At 72.1% G+C, this 14,943-nt stretch carries 13 protein-coding genes and 1 pseudogene; 8 read left to right on the top strand and 6 right to left on the bottom strand.

Features of this window, described 5'->3' with window-relative positions; genetic code table 11:
- The 5 genes and pseudogenes from BMY61_RS38270 to BMY61_RS38250 all read right to left on the bottom strand — a co-directional run.
- Nucleotides 1-637, bottom strand: a pseudogene (locus tag BMY61_RS38270) (amidohydrolase family protein); the annotation flags it as partial.
- Nucleotides 638-687: 50 nt separating this feature from the next.
- Complete coding sequence (gene ureA, locus BMY61_RS38265; protein ID WP_075004224.1) at nt 688-1,401, bottom strand: urease subunit gamma; 714 nt, start codon at nt 1,399-1,401, stop codon at nt 688-690.
- A gap of 44 nt (nt 1,402-1,445) precedes the next feature.
- The gene (locus BMY61_RS38260; protein WP_042452658.1) at nt 1,446-2,624 is read right to left on the bottom strand and encodes an agmatine deiminase family protein; all 1,179 of its coding nucleotides are present in this window, start codon (nt 2,622-2,624) and stop codon (nt 1,446-1,448) included.
- A gap of 94 nt (nt 2,625-2,718) precedes the next feature.
- Nucleotides 2,719-3,741, bottom strand: a complete 1,023-nt coding sequence (locus tag BMY61_RS38255) for an agmatine deiminase family protein (protein WP_082015294.1) — start codon at nt 3,739-3,741, stop codon at nt 2,719-2,721.
- A gap of 29 nt (nt 3,742-3,770) precedes the next feature.
- On the bottom strand, nt 3,771-4,334 hold the full coding sequence (locus tag BMY61_RS38250; RefSeq protein ID WP_042452663.1) for a TetR/AcrR family transcriptional regulator: 564 nt from the start codon (nt 4,332-4,334) through the stop codon (nt 3,771-3,773).
- 209 nt (nt 4,335-4,543) lie between these two features.
- On the opposite strand from BMY61_RS38250, the gene BMY61_RS38245 reads away from it, so the two are divergent.
- The 7 genes from BMY61_RS38245 (at nt 4,544) to BMY61_RS38215 (ending at nt 12,660) form a co-directional block, all read left to right on the top strand.
- Nucleotides 4,544-5,557: an agmatine deiminase family protein gene (locus tag BMY61_RS38245; protein ID WP_201777609.1), complete on the top strand. Its 1,014-nt coding sequence runs from the start codon at nt 4,544-4,546 to the stop codon at nt 5,555-5,557.
- Nucleotides 5,558-5,607: 50 nt separating this feature from the next.
- Nucleotides 5,608-7,239 carry an ABC transporter substrate-binding protein gene (locus BMY61_RS38240; RefSeq protein ID WP_042452668.1) on the top strand — a complete coding sequence of 544 codons (1,632 nt, stop codon included), beginning with the start codon at nt 5,608-5,610 and terminating at the stop codon, nt 7,237-7,239.
- Entirely contained in the window at nt 7,236-8,195 is a 960-nt protein-coding gene (locus tag BMY61_RS38235; RefSeq protein ID WP_042452670.1) for an ABC transporter permease, read from the top strand. The genes BMY61_RS38240 and BMY61_RS38235 overlap by 4 nt, the downstream gene beginning before the upstream one ends.
- Nucleotides 8,192-9,046: an ABC transporter permease gene (locus BMY61_RS38230; RefSeq protein ID WP_042452672.1), complete on the top strand. Its 855-nt coding sequence runs from the start codon at nt 8,192-8,194 to the stop codon at nt 9,044-9,046. Before BMY61_RS38235 ends, BMY61_RS38230 begins: the two co-directional genes overlap by 4 nt.
- Nucleotides 9,043-10,098 (top strand): ABC transporter ATP-binding protein, encoded by a 1,056-nt coding sequence (locus BMY61_RS38225; protein WP_042452675.1) that lies wholly within the window; start codon nt 9,043-9,045, stop codon nt 10,096-10,098. The genes BMY61_RS38230 and BMY61_RS38225 overlap by 4 nt, the downstream gene beginning before the upstream one ends.
- Complete coding sequence (locus BMY61_RS38220; RefSeq protein WP_201777610.1) at nt 10,091-10,930, top strand: ABC transporter ATP-binding protein; 840 nt, start codon at nt 10,091-10,093, stop codon at nt 10,928-10,930. The genes BMY61_RS38225 and BMY61_RS38220 overlap by 8 nt, the downstream gene beginning before the upstream one ends.
- Nucleotides 10,931-11,019: 89 nt before the next feature.
- On the top strand, nt 11,020-12,660 hold the full coding sequence (locus BMY61_RS38215; protein ID WP_052439018.1) for a protein kinase domain-containing protein: 1,641 nt from the start codon (nt 11,020-11,022) through the stop codon (nt 12,658-12,660).
- Here the strand turns inward: BMY61_RS38215 and BMY61_RS38210 are convergent.
- Entirely contained in the window at nt 12,641-13,303 is a 663-nt protein-coding gene (locus BMY61_RS38210) for a TetR/AcrR family transcriptional regulator (RefSeq protein WP_052439019.1), read from the bottom strand. The genes BMY61_RS38215 and BMY61_RS38210 overlap by 20 nt on opposite strands.
- A gap of 228 nt (nt 13,304-13,531) precedes the next feature.
- Between BMY61_RS38210 and BMY61_RS38205 the strand changes: the two genes are divergently transcribed.
- Complete coding sequence (locus BMY61_RS38205; RefSeq protein ID WP_082015286.1) at nt 13,532-14,758, top strand: agmatine deiminase family protein; 1,227 nt, start codon at nt 13,532-13,534, stop codon at nt 14,756-14,758.
- The last annotated feature ends 185 nt before the right edge of the window (nt 14,759-14,943 follow it).

Genomic DNA, 14,943 nt, shown 5'->3' with positions numbered 1-14,943 from the left:
AGGCGCCGCCTTCGGCGAGGGCTTCGACGAGGGGGCCGGGGTCGGAGGAGGAGCCGCGGGCGAGGAAGCCGATGTTGACGGGCCAGGCGTCGAAGGCGTTGAAGGCGTGGCGCAGGGCCCAGGGGGAGTTGACGCCGACGCCCCAGACGGGGCCGAATTCCTGGCCGATGATGGTGGTGACGCCGGAGGCGAGGGAGGCCTCCATGATGCGGGGGGAGAGGAGGTGGACGTGGGTGTCGATGGCGCCGGCGGTGGCGATGAGGCCTTCGCCGGAGACGATGGTGGTGCCGGTGCCGACGACGACGTCGATGTGGTCGAGGGTGTCGGGGTTGCCTGCGCGGCCGATGGAGACGATGCGGCCTTCGCGGATGCCGATGCTGGTTTTGCGGATACCGGTGACGGCGTCGATGACCAGGACGTTGGAGATGACGACGTCGCAGGTGGCGGCGACGGTGGTGGCCTTGAGGTGGAGGCCGTCGCGGGCGGTTTTGCCGAATCCGGCCAGGAACTCCTCGCCGGGGTGCTGGGAGTCGGCTTCGACGCGGACGATCAGGCCGGAGTCGCCCAGGCGGATCCGGTCCCCGGCCCGCGGCCCGTGCACCGCGATGTAGTCATGAGGATCGATCGTCGAAGCGATGCTGGCGCCGGGACGGCCGTGGCATCCCTGGTAGTCGAACTTGCTCGCGGTCACTGTGCCGCCTCCTCAAGGTCCTCGAACGTCGTCAGGTAGCCCGTCGCGCGGGCCTTCTCGAGCGCGGCGTCGCGGGCGCCGGGGGCGTCGAGGGGGCCGTCGACCAGGCCGGCGAAGCCGATCGCGATCCGCTCGCCGCCGATCGGCACGAGGCCGACCTCGACGACGGTGTCCACGTCGAAGCGGACGGAGGAGCCGGCCGGGACGGCCAGGCGCATGCCGAACGCCGCCGCGCGGTCGAACGCGAGCCGCGGGTTGGCCTCGAAGAAGTGGAAGTGCGAGGTGACGCTGATGGGGACCGCGGACCGGTTGCGCACAGGCAGGCGCAGCACCGGATCGACCGGCTCGTAGCCCGCGCCGTCCCCGGCGATCGCCGCGCCCGGTGCCTCGGCGCCCAGCGAGCCTCCGGCGCCGAACGGCGAGTCGATCACGCACAGGCGGGTGCCGTCCTCGAAGACCGCCTCCACCTGGATCTGCGTGACGATGTCGGCGACGCCGGGCAGGATGTCGTCCGAGGTGAGCACGGAGCGTCCGGCCTCGATGGCCTCCGCGAGCCGTCGGCCGTCGCGGGCCGCCTCGCAGACGGCGTCGGTGACCAGGGCGGTGGCCTCCGGCACGTTCAGCCGCAGGCCGCGGGAGCGGCGGGCGCGGGCCAGCTCGGCCGCTGTGAAGATCAGCAGCCGGTCCCGCTCGGTGGGTGTCAGTCGCATGGTGCCTCGTCTTGGTGGCAGCAGGGGGGTGGGGTGGAGTGCGGTCAGGCCGCGGGGGTGCCGGGCATGTCGTGGGTGGAGCAGTGGATCCCGCCGCCGCCCGAGGCGATGTTGTCGATCTTCAGTGCCACGACGTCACGGCCGGGGAAGTGGTCGCCGATGATCTTCTGGGCGGCCGCGTCGGCGGCGTCGTCACCGAACTTGGGCATGAAGACGGCGCCGTTGGCCACGTAGAAGTTGATGTAGGAGGAGACGAAGGCGTCGCCACGGCCGGTGATCTTGTCCGGGTCGGGCTGGGGCAGGTCGACGATCGTCAGCGACCGCCCCTGCGCGTCCGTGGCGGACTGCAGCACCTGCCGGGCCTGGGCGGAGGACTGCGACCACACGTCGGCCGGCGCGCCCGGGAAGGGCGTGTCCAGCAGCACCACGCCGGGGGCGACGAAGCGCACCAGGCAGTCGACGTGGGCGTCGGTGATGTCCTTGCCCCGCACGCCGGCCAGCCAGATCACCTTGGTGACGCCGAGGGCCTTCATCAGCTCGGCCTCGATGTCGTCGCGGCTCATGCCGGGGTTGCGGTTGTCGTTGACGACGGAGCTCTCGGTGACGAGCAGGGTGCCCTGGCCGTCGGTCTCGAACGCGCCGCCCTCGCCGACGACGGGGGTCTCGATCCGCGGGATCTTGTACTTGTCCAGCAGGGCGGCCGCGAGCGCGGAGTCGTTGCCGTGCTCCTTCTGCTTGTTGCCCCAGCCGTTGAAGTTGAAGTCGACGCCCTTGAGCGTGCCGCGGTCGTGGACGAAGACGGGGCAGGTGTCGCGTGCCCACAGGTCGTCCACCGGCAGCTGGACCACCTCGACGTTGTCGCCCACGGCCTGCTGGGCGGCGTCCGCCTGGTCGGGTCGGGCGAACAGGACGACCGGCTGGTAGCCGGCGACGGCCTTGGCCAGGCCGGCGATGTCCTGGCGGACCCCGGCGAGCTGGTCGCCCCAGACGCCCTCGGAGGCGGGCCAGGCCATGAAGGTGCGGGCCTGCTTCTCCCACTCGGCGCCGAAGACGCGTCCGGCGGGGGAGGCCGCCGCGGTGGGGGAGTCGGTGGCTCCGGCCGCGTCCGAGCCGTCGGAGTCGTCCGCCGGGTCGGACGAGGAGCAGGCGGTGGCGCCGAGGAAGATCAGGCCGGCTCCCGCCAGGGAGTGCAGCATGGCGCGGCGGGACAGGTGGACGGACATGGCGGTACTCCAGGGGCGACGTGCGGGCATGCGGGGGTGCGGCCGGGCGAATGGGTGACGGTGACGGGGTTGGGGATGGGCGCGGCGCCCGGGACTACGGCAGTGGCTGGTGCATCGTGGAGCAGTGGATGCCCCCGCCACCGGCCATCAGCCGGTCGACGTCGAGCTGGACGACCAGGCGTCCGGGGAAGGCGGCGGCCAACGTGCGGTGGGCCGCGACGTCCTTCTCCGGGTCGCCGAACTGCGCGGTGATCACGGCGCCGTTGACCACGTGGAAGTTCAGGTAGGAGTCGACGAAGGTGGAGCGCCGGGAGCGGACGGTGTCCGGTCCGTCCACGCGGATCACCTGCAGCTGTCGTCCCCGGGCGTCGGTGGCGCGGGCCAGCAGGGCGAACTGCTCGCGGGCGTCGCGGGCCCAGACGTCGTTGCGGTCCGGCGGCGGCACCTGCACGATGACCACGCCCGGTCGGACGAAGCGCGCCGTGACGTCGATGTGGTCGTCGGTGATGTCCCGGTTCTTGACGCCGGGCACCCAGATCATCTTCGTGGCGCCGTAGGCGCTGAGCACGGCCCGTTCGATCTCGTCGCGGCTCATGCCCCGGTTGCGGTTCTTGTTGGCCAGGCTGCTCTCGGTGGCCATCACCGTGCCGTCGCCGTCGGTCTCGATCGCGCCGCCCTCGCCGACGAACGCGGCCGCGTGGAAGCGCAGGCCCTCGCGGCCCGCGATGGCACGGGCGACCTCGGCGTCGCGGCCGTGGGTCTGCTTGCGACCCCAGCCGTTGAAGTTGAGGCCGACGGCCTCCAGGCGGCCCTGCGGGTCGCGACGGAAGACCGGGGCGGTGTCGCGCATCCACAGGTCGTCCGTCGGGATCAGGGTGGTCACCGTGACGGTCGGGCCGCAGGCGGCCCGGGCGGCGCCGGCGGCGGCCTCGTCGGGGGCGCACATCACGACCGGCTCGAACTGGGCGACGGTCCGGGCGACCAGGGCGATGTCCTGCTGGACCCCGCCGAGGTGGCGCCCCCAGATGGAGCGCGCCGCCGGCCAGGACATCCAGGTCCGCGCGTGCGGCGCGTCGTCCGGGCCGACCCGTGCGCCCGTCCAGGGAGTCTCGTTCATGAGGACCACTGTGGCATCTGACTGAAATTTCAGTCAAGCTCTGCGGCGATTGCCTGGGTGAGCAGGCGGCGGGCGTGGTCCAGGGGGAGTGAGCCGCTGAGCCAGCGCTGGCTCAGCCCCTCCAGCAGGGCGGTGAGTCGTTCGGCGGCGGCCGCGTGGGCGGGCGCGGTGCCGCCGGGATCGACGCGGCCGAGGAGTTCGGCGGTGCTGTGGATCCAGGTGAGCGTGGCCTTGGCGAGGTCCTCGCGCAGCTCCGGCTCGAAGACCGCACTGGCCCGCAGCTCGCCCCAGGCGGTGCTGTTCTCCCGGACCTCGGGCGTGTCCTGGAGTTCGAGCAGCAGCACCTGTTCCAGCTCCGAGCGCGGGTCGACGGGGTCGTCGTCCTCGCGCTCGGCGGTGTAGCGGTCGGCGCGGTCGCTGATGAACTCCAAGGTCCGACGCATGATCCCGGCGCGGTCGTCGAAGTGGTAGTAGATCAGCGCGACCGAGACGCCGGCTTCGGCGGCTAGTTCGGCCACGCGCAGTCCGCGCACGCCGCGACGGGCGATGACGCGGGTGGCGGCACGGAGGATCTCCGTTCGGCGGTCTGACATGACCGCAGTATTGACTGAAGTTTCAGTTCGGTGCAAGATTCGGGACACACCACCGCCGCCCACCGCGTCGGGTAACGGAGAACAAGCGTCCAAGCCCCTGGTCCGAGGCCCGCAGGCCTCCCGGGACGGACCCGTGCATCACAGACCGACACATCACAGACCGACGCATCACACACCGACAACTTGCTCGTACGACGAAGAGAGCTGCCATGACCTTTCGTATGCCTGCCGAGTGGACCGAGCACGAGCGCTGCCTGATGGCCTGGCCGACCCGGGCGGACCTGTGGGGCGAGACGGCGTTGGAGGAGGCCCGCGCCGAGTACGCGCAGGTGGCCAACGCCATCGCCGAGTTCGAGCCGGTCACCATGGTCGCCGTGCCCGGCCAGGGGGAGAGTGCCCGTGCCCTGTGCGGGGAGGGCGTCGAGGTGGTGGAGCTGCCGATCGACGACTCCTGGTTCCGCGACTCCGGCCCGATCTTCGTGCTCGACCCGCAGGGCCGCCGCGCCGGCGTCGACTTCCGCTTCAACTCCTGGGGCCAGAAGCACTTCCCCTGGGACCAGGACGACAAGATCGCCGGTCTGCTGCTGGAGCGCCTGGACGTGGAGCGCATCGAGTCCTCGATGATCCTCGAGGGCGGCGCCATCACCGTCGACGGTGAGGGCACGCTGATCACCACGGAGCAGTGCCTGCTCCACCCGAACCGCAACCCGGGCATGACCCAGGAGCAGATCGAGGACGAGCTCAAGGCCCGGCTCGGGGTGACCAAGGTGATCTGGCTGCCCTACGGCGGTCTGCTCGACACCGAGACCGACGGGCACGTCGACGGCGTCTGCGCCTTCGTCGCCCCGGGCAAGGTCGTCATCCAGCTCCCCAGCGACCCGGAGCACCCGGACTACGAGCGGATGCAGGTCAACCGCGCCGTCCTGGAGGCCGCCACCGACGCGCAGGGCCGTTCGCTGGAGATCGTCGACCTGCCGCAGAGCGCCTTCGTCGACGTCGAGGGCAAGGACACCGAGGTCGGCTACCTGAACTTCTACATCGCCAACGGCGGTGTCGTCGTGCCGACGGCCGGGGTGCCGCAGGACGAGGAGGCGCTGGCCGTGCTCGCGGCGGCGCTGCCCGGGCGCAAGGTCGTCGGCGTCCGTTCGCGGGTCATCGCCTTCGGCGGCGGCGGCGTGCACTGCATCACCCAGCAGGTGCCCACGGCCGCCTCGGCCGGCTGACTCACTCCGCCCGCGCGAGAGCGCGACAGAGCACGAAAGAGAGAGCACCGATGACAAGAACCAGACCACACCGTCGGCTCGGTCTCGCCTGCGCGGCCGCGGCGGCCCTCGGTCTCGTCGCCGCCTGTTCCGGGCCGCCCGCCGCCGGCGGCGGGAACGGTGACGCGTTCGCGCTGTCGGCCGGAAGCCCCGCCGCCAAGGGCGACATATCCGGCTTCACCTGGGCCTCCTACGCGGAACCGCTCACGCTGGACTACGCGATGGCCTTCGACTACCCGTCGAACACCATCCTGTCCAACGTCTGCGAGAGCCTGATGAAGTGGACTCCGCAGCTCAAGGAGGTCCCCGGTCTCGCGCAGCGTGCGGAGCACCCCGACCCGACCACCTGGGTCTACGACCTGCGCCCCGGCGTGCACTTCCACGACGGCAGCGAGATGACCGCCGACGACGTGGTCTACAGCCTCGGCCGACAGATGGACCCCAAGATCGGGGCGGCCTGGGCGGGCGTCTTCCAGAACGTCACCTCGATCACCAGGACGGGCCCGCTCCAGGTCACCGTCAAGCTCAAGCACCCGGACGCGGTCTTCCCGCAGTACATGGCCACGGCCGCGGGCGTGGTGGCGAGCGAGAAGGGCATCAAGGCGGCGGGCGCCAACTGGGGCAGCGGCAGCCTCGACTGCACCGGGCCGTTCAAGCTCGGCGCGTGGAACAAGGGCCAGTCACTGGAGCTGGACCGGTTCGCCGGCTACTGGGGGACCCCGGCCAAGGCCGGCAAGGTCACCTTCGAGTTCCTGACCGACCCCTCGGCGCGCACCAACGCGATGCTCACCGGTGCGGTGGACGGCGGCTACCTCATCCCGACGGAGAGCTACCAGCGACTGCGCTCCAGCGGCGAGGGCACCCTCTACTTCGGCGAGAGCCTCAGCACCGTCAACGTCAACGTCACCAACATGAAGGGCGTGCTCGGCGACGCCCGGGTGCGGCAGGCGCTGTCGCTGGCCCTGGACCGGGCCGGCTTCGTCAAGCAGGGCCTGGCTGGCAACGGCAAGGTCACCAACGCGCTCACCGACCGCGCCGCCTGGGCCGGGGCCAACCCGGAGACGGTCAAGGCCGCGTTCGACACCCTCCCCTCGACCACGCCGGACCTGGCCAAGGCCAAGGAGCTGATCAAGGAGGCGGGCGCCACCGGAAAGACCGTCACCGTCGCCACCAGCGCGATCGGCCAGGACGTCTCGCTGATGGCCACGGCCGTGCAGGCGGCCGGCACCGAGATCGGCCTGAACGTCCAGGTGAAGACGATCGCCCCGGACGCCTTCTCCGCGCTGTTCACCGACCCCAAGGCCCGGGTGGGGATCGACATGTTCCCCGAGACGTACTACCTGTCCATCACCGACCCGATGGACCTGCTGACCAACTTCGAGACCGGCAACTACCAGAACTACGCCGGGTACAGCAATCCCGCCTACGACAAGCTCGTCGAGCAGGCCGTCGCCACCGACGACCCGGCGACGCGGCTCGCGATCGAGGCGAAGCTCCAGCAGATCGCCGTCGAGCAGAACCTGTGGATCCCGGCCGCCGAGTGGCCCACGGCGGTGTTCATGAACAAGCGGATCACCGGCGCCCCCACCACCATCTCCTACCTGTACTACCCGTGGGCCGCCGATGTCGGGGCCGCGAGATGACCTTCCTGCGCTTCGCCCTGCGTCGGGTCGCGGAGATGGCGGCGACCTTGCTGGCCGCCTCCTTCGTGATCTTCGGGGCGCTCTACCTGGCTCCGGGGAACCCGGCGAGCTTCCTGCTCTCGGGCCGCTCCGCCTCCCCGGAGGCCATGAAGGCGATCAACGAGCAGTACCACCTGAACGACCCGTTCTGGGAGCAGTACCTGCGCTGGCTCGGCCAGGTGGTGCACGGCGACTTCGGCCGGTCCATCGAGTACCGCACGCCGGTCTCCACCCTCCTCGGCTCCCGGCTGCCCAGCACTCTGATGCTGGTGGCCATGGCCCTGCTGCTGGTGGTCGTGATCGGCCTGGCGCTCGGCTGGATCGGGGCCGTGCGCGGCGGCATGACCGACAGCTCCATCCTGGTCACCACCACCCTCGCCGTCGGCACCCCCTCCTTCGTGGCGGCGGTGCTGCTGCAGGGCCTGTTCTCGGTCAAGCTGGGCTGGTTCCCCAGCAGCGGCAGCGGCACCGGGTTCGCCGGGATGCTGTGGCACCTCACGCTCCCGGCCATCGCGCTGGCGCTCTACCTGATCGGCATGCTGGCCCGCGTCACCCGCAGCACCATGCTCGAGGCCATGGGCCACGAGCACGTCACCGTGGCCCGCAGCAGGGGAGTGCCGGAGCGGCAGGTGATCCACCGTCACGTGTTCCGCAACACCCTCGGCACCGTGCTCACCATGGGTGGCCTGATCGTCTCCACCCTGCTCATCTGCACCGTCCTGGTCGAGACGGCCTTCAGCGTCAACGGCATCGGGCAACTGCTCGACCTGTCGACGACCACCAAGGACTTCCCCGTCGTCCAGGCTGTCTCCCTGCTCATCGTCGGAATGTTCATGACCGTCAACCTCGTCGTCGACCTGCTGCTTCCGCTGGTCGACCCCCGGGTCACCCTCGGCACGAGAGGAGTGTCGGCATGACCATCGCTCTCGTCCGCCGGCCCGGTCTCGCCCGGATCCGTAGCGACCGCTCCTGGCTGCACCTGCTCTGCCTCGGCTTCCTCGGGCTGGTCGTGGTGCTGGCGCTGTTCGCGCCGTGGCTCTCCCCGCACGACCCCAACGCCGTCGACCTCGGCAACGCGCTCGCCGGACCGTCCGGCGCCCACCCCCTGGGCGTCGACGGTTCCGGGCGCGACACCGCCTCCCGGCTGATCACCGGTGCCCGCACCTCGCTTCTCGGCCCGCTGGGCGTGGTGGTCTTCTCCACCGTGGCCGGTGTCGTCGTCGGCGTCGCGGCAGGCTGGCGCGGCGGCTGGCTGGACTCGGTGCTCTCCCGCAGCACCGAGCTGGTCTTCGCCTTCCCCGGCCTGCTGCTGGCGCTGCTCATCGTCTCGATCTACGGAGAGGGCCTGATCGCCCCGGTGGTCGCGCTGGGCGTCGCCTACCTCCCGTACGTCAGCCGGCTGACCCGCTCGCTCGTGCTGGCCGAACGGTCGCGCCCCTACGTCGAGGCGTACCGGGTGCAGGGCCACTCCGGCCTGCAGATCTGTCTGCGCCACGTGCTCCCCAACATCGCGCCCGTGGTGCTGGCGCAGTCCACCATCAACTTCGGCTACGCCCTGATCGACCTGGCCGGCCTCTCCTTCCTCGGCCTCGGCGTCCCCGCGCTGACACCCGACTGGGGCCGGATGGTCTTCGACGGCGAGAGCGCGATCCAGTCCGGCTACCCGCTCTGCGCGATCCTGCCCTGCGTCGCGATCGTGCTGACCGTCGTCGCCTTCAACGTCGTCGGCGAGCGCTGGGCCGACCAGGTCGCCAGGAGGGACCGATGACTGACACACCGGCCGGCACTCCGGCTGCCGATGCGGCGACCCCCGAGACACCGAACCCGGAGACGCCGACGCTCGAGATCCAGGGGCTGCGGCTGAACCTGCCGGGCGCCGCCCGTCCCGTGCTGGCCGGCGTCGACCTCACGGTCGCCGCCCGCGAGACCGTGGCGCTGGTCGGTGAGTCCGGCTCGGGCAAGTCGCTGACCTCGCGCAGCGTGCTGCGGCTGCTGCCGCCGGGCGCCGCCACCGAGGGCGCGGTACGGGTGCAGGGTGAGGACGTCCTGACCATGAACGCCAAGCAGCTGCGTCGCCTGCGCACCCACACCGCGGCGATGATCTTCCAGGACCCGCGGGCCGCCATCAACCCGCTGCGGCGCATCGGCGACTTCCTCACCGAGAGCCTGCGGCTGAACGCCGACCTGCCGGCGGCGGAGGCCACCGAGCGCGCGGTGCGGATGCTGGACGCCGTGGGCCTGGGCGACCGGGTGCTCGGCCAGTACCCGGGCCAGCTCTCCGGCGGCATGCTGCAACGCGTCGTCATCGCCGCCGCCCTGATGGGCGATCCGGCGCTGATCCTGGCCGACGAGCCGACCACGGCCCTCGACGTCACCACCCAGGCCGAGGTCGTCGGGCTGCTCGGCGACCTGCGGGACCAGTTCGGCACCGCGCTGCTCTTCGTCACGCACGACCTGGGCCTGGCCGCCGCCATCAGCGACCGCGTCTACGTCATGTACGCGGGCCGGATCGCCGAGACCGGCCCGGCCGAGGCGCTCTTCCAGCGGCCGCGCCACCCCTACACCGCCGCCCTGCTGCGCTCGACGCCGCACCTGGACGCCCCCGCCGGGCGACTCGCGGCGATCGAGGGCCGGCCGCCCAGCCTGCGCGAGGAGCTGACGGGCTGTCCGTTCGCCGCGCGCTGCGCCTTCGCGACGCAGCAGTGCCGCGAGGAGCTGCCGCCGCACCTGCCGGTGCGCGGCGAGTCGAGCCGCCTCGTCGCCTGCCACCACAGCGAGAAGCTCGCCGACCAGCTCGCAGGGAGCGTCACCCATGACTGAGACCGTGCTGACCGGGACCGTGCTGACGGACACCGTGTTGGAGGTGAGCGGACTGCACCGGTCGTTCGGCGCCGTCCAGGCCGTCCACGACGTCTCGTTCAGCCTCGCCCGGGGTGGATCGCTCGGCATCGTGGGGGAGTCGGGCTCCGGCAAGACCACCACCGCCCGCATCGTCGTCGGCCTGGAACACGCCGACACGGGCGAGGTCCGGCTGCTCGGCCGGGACCGGTCCGGGCCGGTCGGTCGCGGGCGTCGGCCACGGCTGGAGCGGGCCCGGGAGGTGCAGATGGTCTTCCAGGACCCCTTCCTCTCCCTCGACCCGCGCACCAGCGTCCACGGTGTGCTGCGGGAGACCCTGCGGCTGCACTTCCCCGAACGCCGCGCCGACCACGAGCGCCGCATCGCAGAGCTGCTCGAACAGGTCGGCCTCGGCGCCCGTGAGGCCGGAGCCCTACCCCGGCAGCTCTCCGGCGGCCAGCGCCAGCGCGTCGCGATCGCCCGCGCGCTGGCGGTCGAGCCGGCCGTCCTGGTCCTGGACGAGGCGGTGGCCGCACTCGACGTCTCGGTGCAGGCGCAGATCCTGAACCTGCTGGCCGACATCCGCACGGAGACCGGCATCGGCTACCTGTTCATCACCCACGACCTGGGCGTCGTCCGCTGCGTCACCGAGGACGTGGTCGTGATGCGGCACGGACGGATCGTCGAGGCCGGGCCCACCGCCCAGGTCCTCGACGACCCGCAGCACCCCTACACCCGGCTGCTGCTGGACTCCGTCCCGCGCCCCGGCTGGGATCCGAAGGGCATCGCGGCCGCCCGCCGCGCGCTCCTCTAGACCGGTGGGTCCGTTCCCGATCGTGGGGAGCGGGAACGGACCCACCCGCACACGCCCGCACCACAGAGCACCGAGTACTGAGATTGGCGATGGTAGAGAACTACGTCCTTTCGGGCCGCTACGAACTCCAGCACGAGCTGGGGCGCGGCGGCATGGGGACCGTGCACCGGGCGGTCGATCTCCGGCTGAGACGCCTCGTCGCGGTCAAGACCCTCTCCGCGGAGCTGGCGCACGACCCCCTCTGCCGCGCCCGGCTCCAGCGCGAGGCGCACGCCGTCGCCGCCCTGAACCACCCCGCCGTGGCGACCATCCACGACGTCGCGGAGGACGAGTACGACGGAGCCGTCGTGCCGTACCTGGTCATGGAGTACGTCGACGGCGTCACCCTCGCCGAGCTGCTCCTGAACGGACCCATGCAGGTGGACCAGGCCGTGGAGCTGGTGTGCCAGGTGCTGGACGCCCTGGAGCACAGCCACCGTCACGGCATCCTGCACCGGGACGTGAAGCCTGCCAACATCATGCTCACCGCGACGGGTGCGGTGAAGGTGCTCGACTTCGGCATCGCCAAAGCGCTGACGGAGGCGGCCACGCGGCTCACCGGCACCGGCCTGGCGGTCGGCACGCCCGCCAGCCTCTCCCCGGAGCAGATCAACGGCGTGGACGCGGACCACCGCGCGGATCTCTACGCCGTCGGCTGCCTGCTCTACCAACTGCTCACCGGCGTGCAGCCGTTCACTGGCGACTCGCCGTTCACGATCATGCACCAGCACCTGACGGCGGATCCGGTCCCGCCGTCACTGCGCCGACCGGGCCTGACCCCGGCGCTGGACGCGGTGGTGCTGACCGCGCTGCGCAAGGACCGCTCCGAGCGCCATCCGGACGCCGCGGCGATGCGCGCCGCGCTCGCCGACGTGTCCGTGGTCGGCACCCTCCCGCCGACGCTGCGCCTCTCCCCGCCGAATCCGGCGCGGCCCGCGCCGGGCCCCACGGCGCTGCAGCCCTGGCCCACGGATCCCGAGCCTCCCGCGGGGGCCGACGCGGCGACAGCGAGCGGATTCGCCGAGGCCGAAACCGGGAAACCCTGGCCCGGAGGGCCCGGTCCTGTCGGGAACGCGGAAGCAGCCTGGCCCGGAGGGGCCGGTCCCGCCGGGACCGGAGAAGCCTGGCCCGGAGGGGCCGGGGTCGGCGCGGAGGCGCCGGAGGTGGGGCGGTCCTGGGCGGGTGTCAGGCTGCACCCCACCGCCGAGGGCGCGCTCGCTCTGCTGGGCTGCCTGCTGGCCGCGCTCTGCGGCCGGATGCACATGGTCGAGGCCCCGCACTTCGCCGCCGTCGCGCTGCTGGCCGCCCTGGGCGGCGGCTGCGCGCTGCTGTGGTCGGCCCGGCTCGCCTGCGCCATCAGCTGGGGGCCCGTCGCCGAGACGCTCGCCGTCCAGTCCGAGTTCCGGCGGGCCTACCTGGGCTGGGACGCCAAGCCGGTGCTGCTCGCCCTCGCGCTCGTTGCGATGGCCGTCGTCTGCGCCGCCCGCTGCCTGTCCCGCCGCCGCGCCGACGGGGGGTTCGCCGCCGTCGGCGCCTGGTTCGCGGGGACGGCGGCCCTGTGGTTCTTCCTCGACGACCAGAACAAGACGGCCGTCTTCTACGCCCTGCTCGCCGCGACGACGGCCGCCGTGGGCACGGCCGAACTGCTGCGCAGGCGGGCGAGCGGGCCGGTCAGGGTCGGGCGTCGGTGAGCCGGTCCGCGCCGGCGGCGAGGCCGAGGACCAGCGCGCGGACCACCGCGCGGGCGTCCACCTCGGAGCCGAGCGACTGGATCGCGGCGAGTCCGTCGGCCGCGGCGGCCAGCGCCTCACCCAGCGTCAGCGCGTCGACGCCGCCCTCGCGTTCGCGCCCGAGCACGCGGAAGAGCTCCACGAAGCAGGCCCGCCAGCGGGCGTACTCGCCCTCGAGCGCCTCGCGGACCCGCTCGTCGGTCAGCGAGAACCAGTGCAGTGCGGCGTGGATCCGGGCGAGCTCGCCCGCCTCCGGCTGGGCGAGCAGGGCGATGACGCGGTCCGCGCACGCGTCGAAGCTGCCGGGCGCGCCGACCGCCTCCTCCATGGGCGTGATCCACTCCGGCCGGATGTCCTCGACGACCGCGAGGATCAGGTCGGTGCGGTCCTTGAAGTGGTAGTGGCACATGCCGTGGGTCACCCCGGCGAGGCCGGCCACGTTGCGCGTGGTGAACGGCACGTCGTCCGCGCCGCCCAGCAGGCTCCGCGCGGCGGCGACCAGCCGGGCGCGCGTCTGCTCCCCCTTCACCGACACCCGCGGCTTCCGCGCCGCCGTTGCCGTCGCCGCCTCGTCCTTCACGCCCTTGCCCGCTCGCGTCACCACGCGCCCCACCTTAGGGGGTCCGACGGTTGGGGGCTGGCGTCGCGGCGCCCGGACTCGGCCCGGACGCCGCTCCTTCATCCAGCCCCCAACCGCCGGACCCCCTTAGCCATGCCGTTCGTCCACCGAGGGCGGGTTCGCCCCTGTGCAAAGTATTGACCGAGCGCATGGTCAGTAATAACTTCCCGGATGGGCGCGCGGCCCGCGCGCCCCAGCCGAGGGAGGCCAAGGATGGACGAGCACGGCAGAGCAGCCGAAACGCCGCACTTCACTGCTGAGTACGACCCCGAGAGCGCCCCGCACCCCCGCCGGATGGACCGGCGTCGATTCCTCGCCGCCACGGGGCTGGCCGCCGCCGGCGCCGCCTGGGCCGTCACCGGGCTGGGCGGGACCGCCCGTGCCGCGACCGCGCTGGGCGCCCGGCGCAACGCGGCACTCGCCGCCGGGAGCTACGCCGTCCCGCTGGACAGCGTGCCGCACACCCGCACCTGGATGGCCTGGCCCGACAGCACCGCGATCTACGGACGCAAGCTCTCCGGGATGCAGGCGAACATCGCCCTGATCGCGGACACCATCGCCAAGTACGAGCCGGTCTACCTGCTCGCCAACTCCGCCAGCGTCGCCACCGCGCGCCGCATGTGCACCAACACCAACGTCACCGTCATCGGCTCCATCCCCGTCGACGACTGCTGGCTGCGCGACTCCGGCCCGATCTTCCGCACCAACGGTACGGGCGGGCTGGACGCCGTGGGGCTGAACTTCAACGGCTGGGGCAACAAGCAGACCCACGCCAAGGACGCCCTGGTCGCCCAGCGCGTCGCCGCCTACCTCGGCGTCAACTTCACCGCCGCCGGGCTGGTCGGCGAGGGCGGCGCGATCGAGGCCGACGGCGCCGGCACACTGATGGCGACCCGCAGCAGCATCATCAACTCCAACCGTAACCCCGGCATGAGCCAGACCCAGATCGAGCAGGCCATGTGCGCCGCCTACGGCGCCTCCGAGGTCATCTGGTTCACCGGCATCGTCGGGCAGGACATCACCGACGACCACGTGGACGCGACCTCGCGTTTCCTCGCGCCGGGCGCCGGACTTGTGCAGACGCCCAACCCGGCCGACCCGCCGGACATCTGGTCCAACGACGAGAACCAGCAGTACCAGACGCTGTCCGGCGCCAACGACGCCCAGGGCGCCCGGATCGCCGTCACCGCCCTGGAGTCGCCCGACTACAACCTGATCCGGGCGACCAGCGTGGACTTCGTCGACTCCTACGCCAACTACTACGTGTGCAACGGCGCCGTGATCTCGGCCCAGTTCGGCGACAGCACCGCCGACGCCAACGCCAGGGCCGTGCTGCAGCGCACCTTCCCCGGCCGCACGATCGTCCAGCTCAACATCGACAACCTCGGCAACCAGGGCGGCGGCATCCACTGCGTCACCCAGCCTCAGCCCGCGCCCTGACGCTCCACCGCCTCACCACACGGCCCCCGGCGCCGGGCGGGCGGGCACGGGACACCGAAGGTACCTTGGAACCACTGGGAACCGAGGAGGAACCATGATCGGTCGTCCCGTCGCCCGTGCTGTCCGGCCGGGTTCGATCCGCACCGCCGTCGTGGCCGGTTTCGCCACGTCCGGCGGCTGAGCCG

Origin of the sequence: Streptacidiphilus jiangxiensis (assembly GCF_900109465.1) — a bacterium.
GTDB classification, from domain to species: Bacteria; Actinomycetota; Actinomycetes; order Streptomycetales; family Streptomycetaceae; genus Streptacidiphilus; species Streptacidiphilus jiangxiensis.
Note: the sequence above shows the minus strand (reverse complement) of the source record. Positions and strands in the feature narration are given on the sequence as shown.

Bases quoted from the DNA above. Each gene is read 5' to 3' on its own strand.
- BMY61_RS38240 (WP_042452668.1), top strand. From the start codon at position 5,608: ATGACAAGAACCAGACCACACCGTCGGCTCGGTCTCGCCTGCGCGGCC.
- BMY61_RS38255 (WP_082015294.1), bottom strand. From the start codon at position 3,741: ATGAACGAGACTCCCTGGACGGGCGCACGGGTCGGCCCGGACGACGCG.
- BMY61_RS38235 (WP_042452670.1), top strand. From the start codon at position 7,236: ATGACCTTCCTGCGCTTCGCCCTGCGTCGGGTCGCGGAGATGGCGGCG.
- BMY61_RS38250 (WP_042452663.1), bottom strand. From the start codon at position 4,334: ATGTCAGACCGCCGAACGGAGATCCTCCGTGCCGCCACCCGCGTCATC.
- BMY61_RS38245 (WP_201777609.1), top strand. From the start codon at position 4,544: ATGACCTTTCGTATGCCTGCCGAGTGGACCGAGCACGAGCGCTGCCTG.
- BMY61_RS38225 (WP_042452675.1), top strand. From the start codon at position 9,043: ATGACTGACACACCGGCCGGCACTCCGGCTGCCGATGCGGCGACCCCC.
- BMY61_RS38230 (WP_042452672.1), top strand. From the start codon at position 8,192: ATGACCATCGCTCTCGTCCGCCGGCCCGGTCTCGCCCGGATCCGTAGC.
- BMY61_RS38220 (WP_201777610.1), top strand. From the start codon at position 10,091: ATGACTGAGACCGTGCTGACCGGGACCGTGCTGACGGACACCGTGTTG.
- BMY61_RS38205 (WP_082015286.1), top strand. From the start codon at position 13,532: ATGGACGAGCACGGCAGAGCAGCCGAAACGCCGCACTTCACTGCTGAG.
- BMY61_RS38215 (WP_052439018.1), top strand. From the start codon at position 11,020: ATGGTAGAGAACTACGTCCTTTCGGGCCGCTACGAACTCCAGCACGAG.
- BMY61_RS38260 (WP_042452658.1), bottom strand. From the start codon at position 2,624: ATGTCCGTCCACCTGTCCCGCCGCGCCATGCTGCACTCCCTGGCGGGA.
- ureA (WP_075004224.1), bottom strand. From the start codon at position 1,401: ATGCGACTGACACCCACCGAGCGGGACCGGCTGCTGATCTTCACAGCG.